We start from the raw sequence: 17,624 nt of genomic DNA on the forward strand, positions 1-17,624 counted from the left end.
GAAGTTTTGAGGGCCAATCCCGCCTCAATCTGGCATGGCATTCGGAGGGAGACTGATCCAACGCTTCGTGCCATATGTGGCGCCGCTAACCTTGGGGGAGGTTCGATAGGCGCGTTGCGTGCCTGCAACTAGCCCCGCATCCTTATCGCCAAGAGTTTTCCCGACATGGCCGACATATCGACGTTTGAAATCATCTGGCTCGCCGTAGCCCTTCTCGGCGCCGGCGCCATCACCGGCCTGCTCGCCGGTGTCTTCGGCGTCGGCGGCGGCACCGTCATCGTTCCGGTGCTGTACGAGTTGTTCCAGGCCGTCGGCGTGCCGGAAGAAGTACGCATGCCTTTATGCGTCGGCACCTCGCTTGCCATCATCATCCCGACCTCGATCCGCTCGTTCAATGCGCACCGCGCAAAGGGCGCGGTCGACATGGCGATCCTGAAGCAGTGGGCGATCCCGGTCATCATAGGCGTCGCCATGGGCAGCGTGATTGCCCGTTATGCGCCCGCCGACCTGTTCAAGGCGGTGTTCGTGGTCGTAGCCGGCATTTCGGCGATCCGGCTTCTGTTCGGCAAGGATTCGTGGCGGCTCGGCCTCGACATGCCGGGCAAGCTCGTCATGAACGTCTATGGCTGGATCATCGGCGTGCTGTCGAGCCTGATGGGCATTGGCGGCGGCCAGCTCTCCAACCTGTTCATGACCTTCTATGGCCGGCCGATCCACCAGGCGGTGGCCACCTCCTCCGGCCTCGGCGTGCTGATCTCGATCCCGGGCGCGCTGGGCTACATCTATGCCGGCTGGCCGCGCGCCGCCGAGTACCCGGATGTCGCAGCGCTGCAGTTTCCGCTGTCGCTGGGCTATGTCTCGCTCGTCGGGCTGATCCTGTTCGTGCCGACCAGCGTGATGACCGCGCCGCTCGGAGCAAGGCTCGCCCATGCCCTGTCGAAGCGGAAGCTGGAGGTCGCCTTCGGCATCTTCCTGCTGCTGATCAGCCTGCGCTTCCTGTACAGCCTGATTGGCTGAGCAAAGCCAAAAGGTCGGCGCGGACCGATGACAACGAACCGCCGAAGCGGCCGATCGGCGTGCGGATGTAGTCGCAGATACAGGCCTCAGCCATCCTTCGATCCTCTCTTTGCGCCAACGGCCTCGCCCTTGTGGGCGGCATCGGTGCGCGCCTTGAGGTCACGCAGCGTCTTCAGTTCCAGTTCGGTCGGCTCGGGTGTTTCCTCGAGCGTGTCGGCGAACTTGACGGTCCAGCCGCAGCTCTCCTGGACCACGTCGCGGGTGACACCCGGATGCAGCGAAACGACGGTGAATTCCTTGGTGTCAGGATCCGGCTTCCAGATCGCCAGGTCGGTGACCAACAGCGTCGGGCCCTTGGTATCGATGCCGAGGCGCTGGCGATGGTCACCGCCGTCGCCATGGCCGAAAGAGGTGTAGAAGTCGATCTTGTCGACCATGCCGCGCTTGGACTGCGCCATGGTGATGTAGATTTCCCTGGACGACGTCGCGATCTCCGGAGCGCCGCCGCCACCCGGCAGGCGGGTCTTGGGGTGAGCATAGTCGCCGATGACTGTGGTGTTGATGTTGCCGAACTTGTCGAGCTGGGCAGCACCGAGAAAGCCGATCGAGATGCGCCCGCCCTGCAGCCAGTAGCGGAACATCTCCGGCACCGAGACGGTGGTGACGGCGGTGTCGCACAGTTCGCCGTCGCCAATCGAAAGCGGCAGCACGTCGGGCGCCGTGCCGATGGTGCCCGATTCATAGATCAGCGTGATCTCGGGCGCATGCGTCAGCCGCGCCACGTTGCAGGCGGCCGAAGGCGCGCCGATGCCGACGAAGCAGACATCGTCGCCCTTCAAGGCGCGCGAGGCGGCAATCGTCATCATCTCATCGGGGGTGAAGCCAAGCTCGCTCATGCGACGTTCCTCAGGTGTTCGACGCGGGCCGCAAAATCGTCGGCGCTCTTTTCGATGACATTTTCCTGCATCCATTCGCGGAAGCGGTCGCGGTCGGCAGCGATCTCGTCCCATTCGAGATAAGACGCATTGTCCCTGGCGTAATAGCCATGCGCGTAGGACGGGTGCGCTCCGCCCGGCACCACGGAAATCGCGGTCACCGACCAGTTCGGCAGCACGGTCAGGTTGGGGTGCAGGTCGTCGAAATTGTCGACCACCTCCTCGACCGTGACCACGGCGCGCCTGGCGGCAAGGGCTGCTTCCTTCTGGATGCCGATGATGCCTTCGACCAGCACGTCGCCCTTCCTGTTGGCCTTCTGGGCATGGATGAAGGTGACATCGGGACGAACTGAGGGAACGGCAGCCAGCACCTCGCCGGTGAACGGGCAGGTCACCGACCTGATGTTCGGGTTGACCCTGGCGAGTTCTGCGCCGCGATAACCGCGAAAGATAGCGCAAGGCAGTCCCGCCGCGCCCGCCTCATAGGCATTGGCCATGGCGGCGTGGCTGTGTTCCTCGATCTCCAGCGCGTGCGGAAAGCCGTTCTCGACCGCATCGCGCAGGCGGCGCAGCAGGCCGACGCCCGGATTGCCGGCGTAGGAGAAGATCGCCTTCTTCGCCATGCCCATGCCGATCATCTGGTCGTAGATCAGGTCCGGCGTCATGCGCACCAGCGTCAGGTCCTTGAAGCCCTGGCGGATCGCCTCATGCGCGGCGGCAGTGGGAATGAGATGCGTGAACCCTTCGAAGGCCACGGTGTCGCCATCGTTGAGATTGTCGGCGACCGCTTGCGACAGTGGGAGGAATTTGGCCATGGCTTTTCGTCCGTAAAGTCGAAACTTCGCGTTGCGGGTATCTGTTTTACATTATGCAGCGCGGGTCCGGACCACGCATTATCGGCGTCGATGGCAGGTCTTGCCCGCCTGTACCTGCGCTGTTATCAGGGACGGCCGACTGCGAGGCTTTTCGCTGCCACGCAACGATCGCTCGGCGCACGCGGAGACCGGCAGCACGGATCAGCGATTTCTTCGTGGCGCAATGATCAGGCGGCTTCGGCGAGACCGTTGCTCTTGGCGTTCAACCGAATGACCGCCCTGATCGGCAGGTGATCGGAAGCGATGCGTGCCAGGGCCGTGTCATGTGCCTCGAGTTCGGTGAGCAGGCTGTGCGGCCTCGCCATGACGCGGTCTAGCGCCAGCACCGGAAACCGCGAGGGGAAACTCGGAACGATGGCATGCATCGGCCCGAAGGCCGGTTCCAGGCTGCGCAGCGACGAGCGCTTGCCCAGCCGCCACTCGTTGAGGTCGCCGACAAGAACCGTCGGCTTGTCGCTGTGCAGCTCGGCGGCGGTCAAAAGTGTGCCGGCCTGCAGCTTGCGGGAATGGCGCAGCAGGCCGAAATGCGCGGCGATGATCCGGAGCGGCCCGGCTTCGAGCTCGAGATCGACAACCACGGCGCCGCGTGGCTCCGCCCCCGGCAGCACGATCTGCCGTGCCGAGGTGACCGAACCTTTACGAAACAGCACGACATTGCCGTGCCAGCCATGGCTCTTGCGCCGGCCGGCAAGCGGCACCGGAACGAGCCCGGTCTCGCGCTCGACCGCTTCGAGGTCGAGCAGCCCTGCCCGATCGCCAAAGCGCTGGTCGGCTTCCTGCAGCGCGATGACGTCCGCGCCGATCTCGGAGATGACCTGCATCGTGCGCTGCGGATCGAAACGGCGGTCGAGGCCAACGCATTTGTGGACGTTGTAGGAGGCGACGACGATTTCGCTGTGTGCGCCGGCTGCTGCGATCGACGACATGTCGCGCTGCTCCAACGTCGACGACCGGTGTGCGGCACCTGCTTCCGCGGGAATCTCAAAGCCTGGTCTGCTAGCCATCACTCGTCTGGAATCTCTGGGAAATTCGTGTTCAGTTGCGACAGGCGTTTCGCCAACAGTAACCTATATGGTCGAGCTATTCGAGGTTTACCACATGCGTCACGATAGCCTTCCACCGAAATGCTACCGTGGGGATATGGTTCCCTCCAAAGTCGACTGGCCGCCCGCCGCATGAAACTCATCGCAATCGCCGTCGCGATCGTCGGGATTCTGGTCATCGCCTCGCTGCTGGCGGTCTATGCCTATGGCCGCTTCGCCAAGCGGGCGCAGGGGATGCCCTCCAGCGCGTTGCCGACCGCGGAAGGCGAAACCCAGTTCGACCGGCTGGTGGCCCCGCTCCTGGCCAATCATCTCGACCACAGCGGGCTGGCGCTGCTTTCATCCAACCTGCACGCCTTCGCCATCCGCGCCTACACCGCGCGCCACGCACAGCGCAGCCTCGACCTGCAATACTACTACTGGAAGGACGACCTGACCGGCAGCCTGCTCGCCCGCGAGATCCTTGCCGCCGCCGACCGTGGCGTGCGCGTGCGGCTGATCCTCGACGACATCAACGCCAAGGGCTACGACCCCAACTACCTCGCCCTCGACAGTCATCCCAACATCGAAGTGCGCCTGTTCAATCCGAGCTGGGCGCGCGCCTTCGGCCTGCAACGCGGCCTGGAGCTGGTGCTGCGCGCGGTGCGCACCACACGGCGCATGCACAACAAGGCGTGGGTCGCCGATGGCCGCCTGGCCATCGTCGGCGGGCGCAACGTCGGCGACGCCTATTTCGACGCCTCGGAGGACGCCAACTTCCGCGACATGGACCTTTTGCTCGTCGGCCCCGTGGTCGGCCAGACCGAAGCCATCTTCGACCGCTTCTGGAACAGCGAGGCGGTGCTGCCGATCCGCCATGTCACCGGCATGGCCAGGGGCGACCTGCCGGCGCTGCGCACGCGCCTCGAACGCACGGCAACGACAGGCCTGGCGGAACCCTATATTCACCGCGTCGCCGAGGAGAGCCGGGAATGGTCGTCTTCCGGCATGGGCAAGCTGCGCTGGACCAGCGAGGCGACCGTCGCCTCCGACCCGCCGGAAAAGGCATCGGGTGCCGGCCAGGACACCTGGCTGATGAAAGCGATCAGGCCGATCCTCACTTCGGCCAAGCGGGAACTGCGCATTGTCTCGCCCTACTTCATTCCCGGCGAGAACGGCACCCGCGAGCTGACGGCGCTGGCCAGGAGCGGGGTAGAGGTGACGGTGCTGACCAACTCGCTGGCCGCCACCGACGTCGCCGCGGTCCACGGCGCCTATGTCCGCTACCGCAAGCCGCTGCTCGAAAATGGCATCGACATCTACGAATTGAAGCCGGACGAGGATCGCACCGACATGTCGCTGTTCGGCTCGAAGGGTGCGAGCCTGCACACCAAGGCGTTCATCGCCGACGGTGAGGCCGGCTTCGTCGGCTCGTTCAACTTCGACCCGCGCTCGGCCGCGCTCAACACCGAGATGGGCGTCCTGTTCAGGCAGGCGGAACTGGCGAGCGAGGTCGAGGCAGTGATCTCGGCGCAGACCTCGCCGCGCAGCGCCTTCAGGCTTTCGTTGCATGGCGGCAGACTGACCTGGACCGACAGCGCCGCCAATGGTCCGCGCGAGCTCAAGCACGAACCGCAGGCCAGCCTGCGGCGGAGGCTATTGGCCAAGATCATCAGCTACCTGCCGATCGAATCACAGCTGTAGCCTCGACGCGCGGAGCCGTATGCGGACAGCAATTCGTAGCGGTTTCTCCCGCAAATCCGCCGGATCATCCACAAATCGCCAGTTTTCAGCGGCGCGGCGAAAGTAATTCGACTCCGCGCCGCTGCGTACCGATCATGCAATGCAGGCGCAATGCGACGCGCTCTTTAGATCGCTCCGCCGGCTCCGGGATTTCACGGAACCGGCAGAATCAGTCTGAAGGAGCGCCCCCGTGCGACATGAATGGAAACCGGAACTGGACCAGCGCGGCGCGCTGCCCATCCAGTCATCGCCGGTGCGCGCAGCAAGGCGTCAATCGGTTTTCCTCCAGATGCTCAGCCTCGGCGCTCGCATCTCGCTCAAGCGCTCGGCGGTGTTCTGCCTGCGATTCGCCTGCCGCCCGGTCAGCACATTCGGCTGGATCAGTTTCATTGAAGATTTTGGCCGAAGCCAAGCGCTCGGGCGGCCGCATGACGACCTGCTGCGCAAGTCGCTGGACGTCTTTTTCATCACGGGAATCCCGAGCCCCGCTCGCCTCGAACTGATGACCGAGCACTTCCGGATCGCGGCGGAACTGCTGCGGCAAGACGATCTCGCAACCCTTTGGCGCGGCGAACGCCTCGACATGGGCACCGTCAGTGGCCGCCACGAAACCTACAACATGCAGATGCTGCTGGCCGACGACTGCGGCTGCCGCCACGAAGGCGTCTTCGCCATCAAGCTGTCGCGGGCGAGCGACGACTACACATTGTGGACGGCCAGCTTCGTCTTTGTCCGTCTCGAAGACGGCACGCCAAGCCTGGCGGTCGGCGGCATGCAAGGGCCGAAAGGGCCGGAGGCGAAGCGCTCTGTCATATCAGCCACGCGCTGCCTCGGTGGCCTGCGCCCCAAGGACGCCATGCTGCTCGCCCTGCACGGGCTGGTGTCCGCCCCTGATATTTTGGCGGTGTCCAACGCCACCCATGTCATCAACCAGCGCCGCCGCAAGCGAAGGAAGCTGATGCAGGCCGACCTCGACGGCTACTGGACCGAACGTGGCGGGGTGGCGGCCGAACCGTTCGGCTTTCGGCTGCCAGCGCCGCTGGCGCCGCAGGTCGACAGCACCAACCGGCGCGAACAGAGCAAGCGCGCGTTCTGGGATATCGGCAGCAGGTTTTGCCGGCTGTCGAGCCTGAGAGCACTGGCAAGATCGCCGCTGACCAAGGCGTAGCCCGACTCAAACCTGCGATCTTAAGTGCGCTGCGGTCGTAAGGGCTGCGGCGCGCAAACGCTTGCGCACACGTAAGTCCGAAGTTTTTCTTGGAGGAGAATGGTGCTGCCAGAGAGGATTGAACTCGGCTGGCGACTTCTCAACATTCTGTTTTCATTGGCTTTTTCCCAAAGCCCATTTATGCCGGTGTACCAGCCAAGTGTCTTCCGTTCAAGGGCCTGCCGCCAAGCAACTTCGCCCTGCTAGCGGGCGCGATACCACGCTTGCCGATCCTCCTCTGTGATACGCTCAACCTCTCCAGTTCGGATCGTGTAGCGCTTGTGCCCGATGTCAACGTGCAACCACTTCAGGTGTCGCAGCCCCATTTCGGAGACGATTGCGTCTGGCCAAAAGAACAGACCCCCGGTTACTAGCCGGGGGCCTGAATTGAGACATTAAGGGTTCGCAGTCCCATAAGTGTCTAACTAAAGGGCCACCTACGCTTCGGCTTGGGCTCCGGTTTGGGCTCCGGTTCAGGATCAGCAAAGTTCATGACGTACCCCTCGACGTACAGAGATTTGGTGCCCAGCACATTTGCTTTCCAGCCTTGTGTGGAAATGTCGATCTCAACGACTTTTCCCGGTGCTGACCGAAGCTCACCAAATACCGCGTCATCGTACTCGTTCAGGATTATCTCAAAAGAGAAACCATCTTTATTCCATCCGCTTGATAGCTCGTGCTCTCGTCGGTAGTCTGATCTTGGGTAAATGCGATTTAGGAATACGCGCACCTGCGTATTAAGACCGAGACGAAGATCTCGCTTGCCACCATAAATACTTCCGTAATTTTGGATTGTCTTGAGCTGCAGGGTCTTCCTGACGTCGTGGCTGCTACAAGCCAATCGCATCTCCCACGGAATAACTGCACGGATGTTGAGGCTTACAAACTCACCTTCGCCAATAGGGCCTGTCTGGGCATTGTTCAATTCCACGGCGTCCTCCTCCCCGTCAAATGCCTGCATCATTTGCCTCCTCCGGCTCGATTTTCAATCAGAAAGGCATAATCCTTGCCGGTGCAGCCGTGTCCGTAGCCCGGCCCGATCTTCCTCGGTGATGTCGATCCCGGCCCACGAAGCTAGAGGGCGATCCTTTCGCCAGATGGGCATTCCATCGCGCGTGACCGTTGCCAGCGCCTGAGGATTGGCTCCCCGGGTGATGAGGGTACGGCAAAGCGGCGGCACGGGGTCAATCCGCTTTGTGGTCATGCTGACTTCCTCGCCTCCGATAGTGGAGACGGCAGTGTATGATCGTATCATTGGCCCTTTCGAGGTGATGGTGATGGGGCACCCGGTATTCTGATGCAGGAGACGCGCCGAGGATTTCCGCAGGATTGATACCCACGGTGGGCCTACATGCGCCCCACGCCCTCCACGCCGGGTGTTGTGGTGGTTCTTAACGGACGCTCAGGTCGACTTCATTTCGTGACGTACCAGCCGGCGGGCCGCTGTCCGTGGGCCTGCTTGCAGTGGTCCTGAAACGACTGCTTGGGCTGGGCCTGAGCCGCCCCGAAGCGGAATAGTTGGTCGAGATGTTCACCGCCATCATCGCCCGTGTGATACCAGCTGAAGTCGCGGTCTACGTCCCAGCGCGGACCGATCCACGCCAAGGCCTTCCGGCTTTGGTTGAACTGATCCCGCTTAGCTTGTGGCAAACGCCTCCATGCTAACCGGCTGTAGTGGATAGGTATGCCGCTGTCATCGCGACGTTTGGTTCGTCGCAGCGCTGCCGCCTTGAGGGATGCAGTGCGGGCCTGTTTCGTTCGAATGGAGAGTAGGGCGTCTGGGATCAGGCGCTGCCCCGGCAAGCCATAGAGGTGCTGCTTCCAGTCGGTGCGGTCGCCCTGCCCCGACCTAAGCGCCGTCTTGTGCTGACGCTGCTTGGCCTTGCTGCCATCACAGTCGACAACACTGTCGCTTTCATCGTCGTGGTGGTTTGGGTCGTCCTGGGGGGATTGCCGCTCGTGAAGGATGAGCGCCCAGTCAGTTAGTCGGTCGTCAGTCATGCCCTGCGGCGTCCCTTCTGGGATCGTTCAATCTGCTGGGCGACCATGCCATCCCAATCGGCTTTGGTGTACATCTCGCCGTAGTCGCAGGTCATGACAAGGAACACGACGTCGCGGTCGGTTAAGGTCTTCGGGTCGGTGGCGTTCTGCATGATCTGGTAGGCGGTCGGGCGGAGGACGCAGAGGCCCGTCTCGCTCACCATCCCCTCCCATTTGTATGTATGCCGGTGTTCGATGATGGAGCTACCGTCCGGGTTCTGGTCAAGGTATGGCGCTAGGACCGCCCTCACGACATCCTCGGCAAGGGCATCATGTGGCTCGTAGCCGTGCGCTCGGATTGTGGCGAGGGCCTTCTCATCAAGTGTCATTTTCAGCGATGTAACTCCTTGTGTTATGTAAGTATCCAGTCGGATGACGATCATGGTGAAAGCCGAAAGGCGAACCTGTTGTTGGCCCGAGGGGGCCTCTTAGGGTTGAAGACCACGAAGGAAGACCGTCGACGGGCTTCTCCTGTCAGGGGCACTCTAGGGTGTTGATGAGGTCTGGCCGAAAGCCGATGCATTCGTCATAGGCAATGGCTTTGCCCTCCAAGCCTTCCATGCCCTGATCTGGTCGGCTCGGGTGTTGACGTAGAGCGAAACCATTCGGGGAGACGCTCCGGTGATCCGGCAGATGTCGACCTGAGGAAGGTCGGGGAAATGGTCGCACAGAAAGCAAACTTCCATCTGGGTGGACACCTCAGACCCACGTGAGGCCTTAAACCTGTCCAGGTCGGCCTTCGCCTGCATCGACATCGGGTTGGCGACGATCTTGGCCTTGATCGATTTGGCCGCCTCATCCCAACGCTGGTCGACCCAAGCCTGCCCCTCAGGGGATAGGACATCAAACGGATAGCTACCGGGCTTCCCTGGATAGAGCCGCTTCCCAAGTCCGGCCTTGACGGCATCCAACGTGATCCGTCGACGGGCAACCCTAGATCGACCTGATTTGGACGCTTCAAGTTCCTCGTGGAGGAGCCCGAGGTGAGACAAGATTGCTCTGGTCTGGCGTGGTCCGACGCCCTTGGTCGCTCCGTACTCGGTCACAGTCACATAGTTTCCAAGCGAAGCGGTCATGAGGTCGCCGGCGGCGCGGTCGAGAACTTCTGTCGTGTATTCCATTCTTCTCCATTGGCTGTGAGAGGGCCGCAATGTGCGCCTGTCGCTTCGACAAAATGGCCCCGCAGGCAGACCTTGCGGTTCGCCTTTGGGGTCGGTGATAGTGGTGGTGGGGAGCGTGTTTCGGGGGTCTTGGGTGTCGCCGCGAAAGAGGCCGACGAGCAGACAAGCGGCTCGCACATTTATGGTCCCATTCAGGGGCTGGGATAAGGGGGCAACGGAAGGAGAGAGCTAGTGGGGCCCCAATTCGGAAGGATAGATGCTAGTGCAGTACCTATTCCTGCCGAGGGTCGTTGATTTGCGCTTCGTAGTGCCAGTGGTGTCCCTATTGGTCGAAGCTACAGTCTCGCCTTCACAGTGCCAGTGTGGACCCTATTCGCCTTCGTAGTTCCACTGTTGTCCCAGTTCGGCTTCGTAGTGCCACTGTGCATCCTATTCGGCTCCACAGAGCCCGTCAGGTGCTCCCCAAGGCTCGGTAGACGCTGCGCTCGCTGATCCCGAGCTTCTCAGCAATCGCGGTGCGGGTCATCCCCTCAGCATCCATGGCCACGATCCTCTCCCGCTGGTTCATCGCTGTCGGTTTCCTGCCGGTGTACTTCCCCTCGCCCTTCGCCTTGTCGATGCCGACCCGTTGCCGCTCCAGCATGTTGGACCGCTCGAATTCAGCGAAGGCCCCGAACATGGTCAGCATCAGCTTGCCGGATGGGGTCCCGGTGTTGACGCTCTCGCCCTTGTTGAAGTCGAGGATCGTGAGCGCCACACCTTTCGCCTCAAGTGTCTCGACGATGGTTAGCAGTTTGCCGATGCTACGGGCCAGACGGTCCATCTTAGTCACGACGAGCGTGTCACCCCGGCGCAGCTTGTGCAGCATGAGGATGTCGAACGCTTCCCGCTCCCCGACAGCTGAGGCATGTTCCTGAACGATCTCCTCGCACCCCGCCGCTTCCAACGTGGCGACTTGAGCAGCCAATCCAGCCGTCTGGTCCGATGTCGAGGTGCGAGCGTATCCGTACTTCATGGGTCGGTCCGTCCTGCCATTAGGGTCTATGCCAAAGGGCTATCCTGCCAAAATATATAAGTCAACCCTAGTGTCATGTTTTATGGCAGCTTCCGGCCCGCCTCATCACCCCGACACAGGCCCTTGCCCTATTGGCAGAGACGCACACCCGGCGAATCGACCGCCCGGCACCGTGCTTGCAATCATGGAGGCAACCAGCAGCCACTCGCTCAACGCTGCTGGTGACGCTGTCGCCGGGTGAAGCGATGCCTTCTACAAAGTCCGAGGGATGATTGTGGGGAAACCGAGGGGGTACGGGGGCCTCACGCGCTGCCGCTTATCTGATCCGGGCGCTCGGAAATTTGTACCAAAACATTCCCCGTCGCCTTAAGCTGACCTGATGGCCAACCAGAGGTACGACCTTCGGAAGGAACTCGACGGGACCTGGACAGTGTTCGACGTGTTCACTGGGTGGGCGGCTGAGGTCAACGGGGGGCACGCCATCCGGCTTGACGCTCAGGACGCGGACGAACTGGTCGATCTACTGAACTACCAAGATGCAAAGCGTAGGGGCACCCTTAAGCACCGCTAAGAGGGCCCATCAGGCCACCTTCGGCCAGCGGCCAGCGAAATGCCCGTGAACTCTCTGTTTCACAAAGGGATGCCGCGCCGCCCGGCATTCGCCAACCATCGCTTCATTTCCCCTACAAAGTCCCAGACATCACCGGCAGAAGGCCGCACATAATCGGCCAAAGAGGGATCACTGCCCATCCGCACGAATATGCTCTTAAGCCACCCGTTCTTTGAACGAGCGACATCTAGCGCGGCCAGCCAACTCTCAATCTCGCCAGACGGGACGATAAGCAGCCCGTAGCCAGCAAGGTCTCGCAAAAGATTGAGCGCAGTCTCTCTTTCCTCGCCGTCTAGTAGATTTAGGCCACCCTCGATTTTGAAGTTCGTTTTCGCTGCTGCATTCAATGAGCGTAGCACTGCAGCGCGACGTGTTCCGTATGCGTCCCGTTCTCCTGCCGGAATACCGACTGCAGCCAATTGGCGGGTCCAGGAAGCGCCGCCCTCCTTCAGGACATCCAAATCCACGACACCAATGGCTGGAATACCCAGCTTGCGAAGCGGCTCTACAATTCGGGGGACAGTGTCTTTGCCATTAGCATTTAAAAATAGGGCTCCTCTTATCCCCCGGGGGTCCCGCTCATCTACCAGCCGCTGATTGATCTCACTGTAGAAAGCGCGGTCAGCATCAGCCTCGCCCACTATAACATAGTCGTAAAACAGCCCCTCCATGACGCCTGCAGATCGCAGCATCGGATCATTCATTAATGACCTCATACTTCCGCTATCTAGCAATCTTGCCGTTCCAACACCTGCGTAGTATGTCAATCTAACAATATTTACATCGGATCCCGATGAGATTGCTCCCATCAAGAATTTCGCACTGTGCGTTGACACAAATATATATTTGCCCTCCGTAACGGCTCCTCTTGATATTTCTACACCAAGCGTTTGCGCGAGAGTTGGGTGTAGAAATGCCTCAGGTTCGTCAATGATAATTGCTTTCGGATTTCCAACATGAAGCTGGAGAAGTATCCCCGAATACGCCTTGACCCCGTCACTGACTTCATCGACGCCCAACGCATTGCTCATGAACTCGACATTCTCTTGATCGAGCGAGCGCTCATTTGTGGGCTGAGACTGCGCATATCTAATCTGCAACTCAGCCCCGACAGTTGGGTCAATTACAAGATACAGGCCCGTGGCCTCATGAATTAGCGTTCGCAGCCTTCCTCGTTTGTCATCGTTGGTAAAAAGGCGAGCAAACGGTGTCGTGGGGTCCTTCAGGTCGCCGCGCGACTGAGAATTGACCAGCGAAGTCCTCGCCTGCCCGTCTAGATTGAGCAAATGTTGGCCTGCGTACCATCGAGCAAAGGCCCCGGAGTTATCGTGAGGCGTCCGCAAGACGTGCGATAGGCTTGCCTCGTTTAGATGAGTGCGACCATTGGGCAGATTGGCAGGAAAATGCTCGGCAGGCACTGTCTCGTTCATCCGCAAAGGTGAACGGACCTGCTCAATATATGCCGCTGCGTCGTCCACACTCAAAGGGTTGAACGGCAGGGCTTCAACAATTCGAGAGCCGTTTAACTGCCCCTCGACACAGTACCGGCTGATTTCGCGGAGCGTTTGGCTTTTGCCGGAATTGTTTGGGCCTACAAAGATCGTCACCGAAGGACGGAGCGGAACACTAAGTGCTTCTCCAGCCGGGTGCGAGCCAAATCTAAAGTCGATACTTGCAAACAACGCCGCCCCCTCAGATGACCCCACACCAAGCTACAACACCCGCCTCCTCGCATGCCACCCCTTGCTGTAACCATAGCTTACCGCAGGGATCGCTAGAGCAAGCTCGTCTTCCAAGTAGGCATTGGCCACCATGAGCACCCTTATGGTCGCCCGCAAATCATCGTCACAGGCCACTATGGCTGCATCAACGCTGGCCTCAAGCTCGTCTTCAGGCGTCTTTGGGTCGGTCATCCGAAGGCCCTCCATCACCTCAGAATGCCACGATCCGAGTTGACCCCGCAAGGCATATGTTCCTATTTTGTAACCCAGATCATGCGGACCATAGGGCAAGCCGCTCGCCACGGCATGCTGTTACGTGTCGAATGCAAGTGCGGTGCGGAAGCCTATGGCCGGGCCGGGATGAGACTTTCGGCCCGCCAAGGGGCTACCCTTCGAAGTGGACTGGGACAGGCTCCATGCATCATGGCCTATCGCCCGCTCGCAAGGGCGGCAGGGCTCCGATCATGCGGACCTTATGGCGGGTCAAGGGATAGGAACAGCCTCCCTCAAGGACACTTGAACCCGCGTCTGATCCGATTTTGCAAAAGGCATACCTGTCCAGGTGCTACGTCAGGATGTTTCTGATAGATCAAACCTCAGGAAGATTTGGGGACGGGGCGATATGGCAAATTGGATAGATAAACCAGAAGACTTCAAGATTGTTATTGAGCATTCAGGCGCAGTTCCTGCCGCTGATATCGCTGCGATGCTGCAGGGCCTAGACAAAGCATTTGCCCGATTTGTGCGCCGCGAGAGCGGGGGGGCAACTTCACGGTGTACTCGGTGTCCGGGACGTGAGGCATGGCAGTATTGAGATTGTCCTTGATGCAATCGGCAGCGCCCACAAGCTATTGGAAGCGGGGATATATCTTGCACCATTTGCGAGCCACATCGTCGACGTTGCTCAATCCGCCCTCGGCATCTTTGGAATGCCAATCGGCACCAAAGCCGATCAAAAACTAGTTGCCAGCATAGCAAACCCCGTTGCAAAGGGTCGCGCTCAACAGATTAACCTTGTGATCCATGGCAATCCTACTTTCAATATTACTTCAGAAATTGCGGCGCAACTAGTCGAACGTCTATCGCCCCCGCCCAGAGAAGCTTTTGAACAAGCGGCCCAGGCCACGCAACTGATGATGTTGGACGAGCAACAACACCACCGGCTTATGGCGGACGGGCTTATCGGAACTGCTCTGCAGGTAGACGGCGAATGGTATGCACGGCTAGAAAACGGTCGTGGCGTGCTTGTTCCGATTTTCAATCTCGGCGGAGTTATCTTAGCACACAGAGACCTCTATCGGTTTCAAGGCTACGCAGCGCAGGGAAATCGCGGTGAAATTATAGGGATAAATGTTACCACGGCTCATCCCTTGGATGGTCACCAGCCTAATCAAGTTTTCCAGCACATTTGAAATCGCCGGCCTTCAGGCATTCGTCGCCGAGGGCTCCTTTCACGCCCAATTTGGAACAGAGCGCTTATGAACGAGAAGACAGACCGAGAGCGGCGGATCGCCATCCAGATTGTGAAGTGTGCAACTCCCGAGCAAACCGACGCGCTCCGGGATTGGGCGTTGAAACTACTTGAAATCCGGAAGTCGGGCTTGCCGTCGCGTACGAAGGCCGCGCAAGCCGTTGCCGCGACAATGCAAGGAAAGGTAGTGGGCCCCCTGCTCAATAGTGCCCTGCACCGAGCAAAGAGCCTCGGATGGGACAACAGGACCACAGCTCAGCGCCTCGGACTCGGCGGGGCCGCAATGGGAGCAGCGATATTTGGCGGACAGAGCGCCGGGATCGCAGCGCTCGGCATGGGCGTCGGAGTGCCTCTGTGGGCAGTACTGGGAGCCGGTTCGATGTTCGCGACTTATCTCTATGAGGAACTTGCCGGTGCTGCCCCTGTATCCAAAAGCGGCGTTACGTACACAGTGATCGAAGCCGACAAAGAGCAGGAGGTAAAGCCTTTCGGCAGGAAAGAGTAAGATAGGCACTCCCCCAACTGGACCAGATTAAGCGCAAGTCCCTTCGAATTCTCCGGTAACGTTGAGTCTAGGACAAGCCGTTTAACGCCCCCGGTGACGCTTCGGGACCTTCCTCTTGGCTGACCTTCCCCGAATTGGCTGGGGCTCGACCCGTTCCGTCGAGGGGCGGTAGATGCCCTCCTCAACCTCAAACCGGGGCAGCTTCTTAATCTCACGCAGCAGGGTGGCTGCTGGCCATTCACCATAGCCTTCACGCGCGTCCTTAGGGTTGCTACCCATCATGTAGTTGCGAGCCTGCGTGTCCAGGCCGTGTACGCGCGACAGGGACGTGAAGAGATGACGCCACGCGCGGTTAGGGCGGTCGAGCGGCGCAGGTATTCCCAATTCGTCCGTTATCCACTCGGCTACGCGGTTCCCGGCCTCCTGAGCCCGAGCCCGCATTGATGCGGCATTCGCCGACAAGTCGGCTTCCGCCGGATAGGGCACATAGAAGGCCGGGCCGTCACCAATCGCCTTGAACATGTCGATGAGACCCAGTTCGACCAGATGGGGATGAACTGCCATAGTCCACGCCTTCTTGCTCTTGGTCGATCCAGCTGCGGGCGTGATGAACAGGAAGGGCGTATCACCTTCAGCCCTCACATCAACGCCGCGAAGCTGCGTGACTTCGGTGACCCTCAATCCGGTATAAGCGAGCATCCACGGCACCCAGAAGATGGCGCGTCGGTGCGGCGCGGAGATTGCCTTGGCAGTCCCCTTGAAGGTCGCAGCAAGGATTGTCTTCGCTTGGTCGGCATCGTAGCCCTTGGGCCCTCTCGGCTCAGGGCCGCTACGCTTGTCGCGAACACCTTTGGCTACGTTGTCCGCCAAGCTGAACTCATCCACAGCGTGGCTTAGAACAGAGCTTAGCGCAGCCTGATAATTGTCGTTGATTGTCTTAGGGGGACGTCCCTCCGCAATCAGCTTATCGCGCCATCGACGGACATCGTCCTTGGTCACCCGACGGGCATCACTGTGACCGATCAACTCGACGAACTTCTTGAGACGACCGCGATAGGCCTTCCGTGTAGTCTCATCGAGGGACTGAGTATCGAACTTATGATCCAGCAGAACGAACAGGTCGAATTTACCGGCAGAGGCCGACGCTGTTGTCCGAGCGGCTACCTCGCCTGAAGACTCCCAAACGGGGAAACGCTTGGCACCTTCGTCCGGTGTATAGTCCCCCTGAGCCTTCCTCTGATTCACCTCAGCTGCCCGCTGGATAGCACCGAAGGCCGCGTGAACAACACGGGTGCGGCTAAGCGGGTCGGTGCGAACGCCCTCCCTAGCGAACAGCTCATCAACTGATGGCCCGAACCACCCGTCCAACTCGCCTCGCTCCATCTTGCCTTGATTGAGCCTGAGGGCGGCGGTCCAGATACCCTCCTCCCCGGGCTCACTGTCCATCATGCCGACGAGCTGGTAATAAAGGAGACCCGCCAAAGCCTGAATTTGCTTTTGTGTCAGAGGTTGAGGCGACGCCCTATATCGCTGCCAAAACTCTTGCAACGCAGCGTCAGCCTCTCGGTATCGGGCTTTCGCCTCCTCGCGATTCTTGGTCGCAAGACTCACCTTCACCATCGCACCAACTTTGACGAACCGAATCGTCTCCGCGACAGGAATCGCAACAGGTTCTTCAATCTGGGTGGATGCAAATTCCTTCGGTCGACGCTGCCGAAGGTAGTAGATGCCCGTATCGGGATGTTTCCAAGGACCGGGCATGCGCAAGCTCATGTGTACCACCTCTGTGTACCAACAGGGCGGCGAAAAAGCCAACAAAACCAGAATGTTGTTTCCCATCAATAAGATGGAATGGTGCTGCCAGAGAGGATTGAACTCTCGACCTCTCCCTTACCAAGGGAGTGCTCTACCACTGAGCTACGGCAGCAACCGTGAACGGGGCGGCTTGTGCCACATGATTCCCGGGAGCGCAAGTTATCAGTTGCCTCAAATCGTGTATCATTTTCCACAGGCCCGCTTACGCCACAATACTGGCCATATCAGTTGCCAAGCCGCTATGAACGATCGACAAGCGGGGACCACCACATGTCGTCGACTAAGAAAACGCCCTCAAGCGGTGCCGATCAGCGTCAGGCGCGGCTCGCGGCCGAGCTGCGCGCCAACCTGATGAAACGCAAGGCGCAGGCGCGCTCGCGGCGCACCGGCGAGGCAGATACCAGGCCGGAAGGCCTGGCGGCATCAGAGGGTGAGACGGAGAAACCCGAGAAAGCCTGACCGGCAACGGCGGGCGCTTGGCGCCAATGACCCAAAAACCGCCCTTTCTTGAACCGGAAAGCGCGATG

17 protein-coding genes and 1 tRNA gene are annotated in these 17,624 nt (G+C 60.2%); 6 read left to right on the forward strand and 12 right to left on the reverse strand.

Going from position 1 to position 17,624, the window contains the following annotated elements; genetic code table 11:
• Window positions 1-165: 165 nt before the first annotated feature.
• A complete protein-coding gene (locus tag J1C56_RS08760; protein WP_214387945.1) occupies window positions 166-1,017 on the forward strand; it encodes a sulfite exporter TauE/SafE family protein in 852 nt (283 codons plus the stop codon).
• 86 nt (window positions 1,018-1,103) lie between these two features.
• Here the strand turns inward: J1C56_RS08760 and J1C56_RS08765 are convergent, their stop codons facing one another.
• The 3 genes from J1C56_RS08765 to J1C56_RS08775 form a co-directional block, all read right to left on the reverse strand.
• A complete protein-coding gene (locus tag J1C56_RS08765) occupies window positions 1,104-1,913 on the reverse strand; it encodes a CoA-transferase subunit beta (protein WP_214387947.1) in 810 nt (269 codons plus the stop codon).
• Entirely contained in the window at window positions 1,910-2,767 is an 858-nt protein-coding gene (locus J1C56_RS08770; protein ID WP_214387949.1) for a CoA transferase subunit A, read from the reverse strand. Before J1C56_RS08770 ends, J1C56_RS08765 begins: the two co-directional genes overlap by 4 nt.
• A gap of 227 nt (window positions 2,768-2,994) precedes the next feature.
• A complete protein-coding gene (locus J1C56_RS08775) occupies window positions 2,995-3,753 on the reverse strand; it encodes an endonuclease/exonuclease/phosphatase family protein (protein ID WP_214387951.1) in 759 nt (252 codons plus the stop codon).
• A gap of 249 nt (window positions 3,754-4,002) precedes the next feature.
• On the opposite strand from J1C56_RS08775, the gene J1C56_RS08780 reads away from it, so the two are divergent.
• Complete coding sequence (locus J1C56_RS08780; RefSeq protein WP_214387953.1) at window positions 4,003-5,553, forward strand: phospholipase D family protein; 1,551 nt, start codon at window positions 4,003-4,005, stop codon at window positions 5,551-5,553.
• A 229-nt stretch (window positions 5,554-5,782) separates the two neighbouring features.
• The gene (locus J1C56_RS08785) at window positions 5,783-6,760 is read left to right on the forward strand and encodes a DUF535 family protein (protein WP_214387955.1); all 978 of its coding nucleotides are present in this window, start codon (window positions 5,783-5,785) and stop codon (window positions 6,758-6,760) included.
• 460 nt (window positions 6,761-7,220) lie between these two features.
• Here the strand turns inward: J1C56_RS08785 and J1C56_RS08790 are convergent, their stop codons facing one another.
• The 7 genes from J1C56_RS08790 to J1C56_RS08820 all read right to left on the reverse strand — a co-directional run bounded on the left by J1C56_RS08790 (window position 7,221) and on the right by J1C56_RS08820 (window position 13,498).
• The gene (locus tag J1C56_RS08790) at window positions 7,221-7,763 is read right to left on the reverse strand and encodes a hypothetical protein (protein ID WP_214387958.1); all 543 of its coding nucleotides are present in this window, start codon (window positions 7,761-7,763) and stop codon (window positions 7,221-7,223) included.
• 449 nt (window positions 7,764-8,212) lie between these two features.
• Window positions 8,213-8,800, reverse strand: coding sequence for a hypothetical protein (locus tag J1C56_RS08795; RefSeq protein WP_214387960.1), 588 nt, complete (start codon window positions 8,798-8,800; stop codon window positions 8,213-8,215).
• On the reverse strand, window positions 8,797-9,222 hold the full coding sequence (locus J1C56_RS08800; RefSeq protein WP_214387962.1) for a hypothetical protein: 426 nt from the start codon (window positions 9,220-9,222) through the stop codon (window positions 8,797-8,799). Before J1C56_RS08800 ends, J1C56_RS08795 begins: the two co-directional genes overlap by 4 nt.
• A gap of 102 nt (window positions 9,223-9,324) precedes the next feature.
• Entirely contained in the window at window positions 9,325-9,960 is a 636-nt protein-coding gene (locus J1C56_RS08805) for a hypothetical protein (protein WP_214387964.1), read from the reverse strand.
• Between the two features lie 451 nt (window positions 9,961-10,411).
• Window positions 10,412-10,975 (reverse strand): recombinase family protein, encoded by a 564-nt coding sequence (locus J1C56_RS08810; protein ID WP_214387966.1) that lies wholly within the window; start codon window positions 10,973-10,975, stop codon window positions 10,412-10,414.
• A 630-nt stretch (window positions 10,976-11,605) separates the two neighbouring features.
• Window positions 11,606-13,267 carry an ATP-dependent nuclease gene (locus J1C56_RS08815; protein ID WP_214387968.1) on the reverse strand — a complete coding sequence of 554 codons (1,662 nt, stop codon included), beginning with the start codon at window positions 13,265-13,267 and terminating at the stop codon, window positions 11,606-11,608.
• A gap of 30 nt (window positions 13,268-13,297) precedes the next feature.
• On the reverse strand, window positions 13,298-13,498 hold the full coding sequence (locus tag J1C56_RS08820) for a hypothetical protein (protein WP_246591227.1): 201 nt from the start codon (window positions 13,496-13,498) through the stop codon (window positions 13,298-13,300).
• A 602-nt stretch (window positions 13,499-14,100) separates the two neighbouring features.
• Here J1C56_RS08820 and J1C56_RS08825 point away from each other — a divergent pair.
• Window positions 14,101-14,718 carry a hypothetical protein gene (locus J1C56_RS08825; RefSeq protein ID WP_214387970.1) on the forward strand — a complete coding sequence of 206 codons (618 nt, stop codon included), beginning with the start codon at window positions 14,101-14,103 and terminating at the stop codon, window positions 14,716-14,718.
• Window positions 14,719-14,784: 66 nt separating this feature from the next.
• On the forward strand, window positions 14,785-15,282 hold the full coding sequence (locus J1C56_RS08830) for a hypothetical protein (RefSeq protein ID WP_214387972.1): 498 nt from the start codon (window positions 14,785-14,787) through the stop codon (window positions 15,280-15,282).
• A gap of 81 nt (window positions 15,283-15,363) precedes the next feature.
• On the opposite strand, the gene J1C56_RS08835 is transcribed toward J1C56_RS08830, so the two are convergent.
• Together J1C56_RS08835 and J1C56_RS08840 are read right to left on the reverse strand one after the other, a co-directional pair.
• A complete protein-coding gene (locus tag J1C56_RS08835; protein WP_214387974.1) occupies window positions 15,364-17,055 on the reverse strand; it encodes a DUF6538 domain-containing protein in 1,692 nt (563 codons plus the stop codon).
• Window positions 17,056-17,134: 79 nt separating this feature from the next.
• Window positions 17,135-17,209: transfer RNA gene (locus J1C56_RS08840), tRNA-Thr, on the reverse strand.
• A gap of 158 nt (window positions 17,210-17,367) precedes the next feature.
• On the opposite strand from J1C56_RS08840, the gene J1C56_RS08845 reads away from it, so the two are divergent.
• Window positions 17,368-17,556 carry a hypothetical protein gene (locus J1C56_RS08845; protein ID WP_214387976.1) on the forward strand — a complete coding sequence of 63 codons (189 nt, stop codon included), beginning with the start codon at window positions 17,368-17,370 and terminating at the stop codon, window positions 17,554-17,556.
• Window positions 17,557-17,624: the final 68 nt, after the last annotated feature.

It is taken from the genome of Aminobacter anthyllidis (assembly GCF_018555685.1).
GTDB lineage: Bacteria > Pseudomonadota > Alphaproteobacteria > Rhizobiales > Rhizobiaceae > Aminobacter > Aminobacter anthyllidis.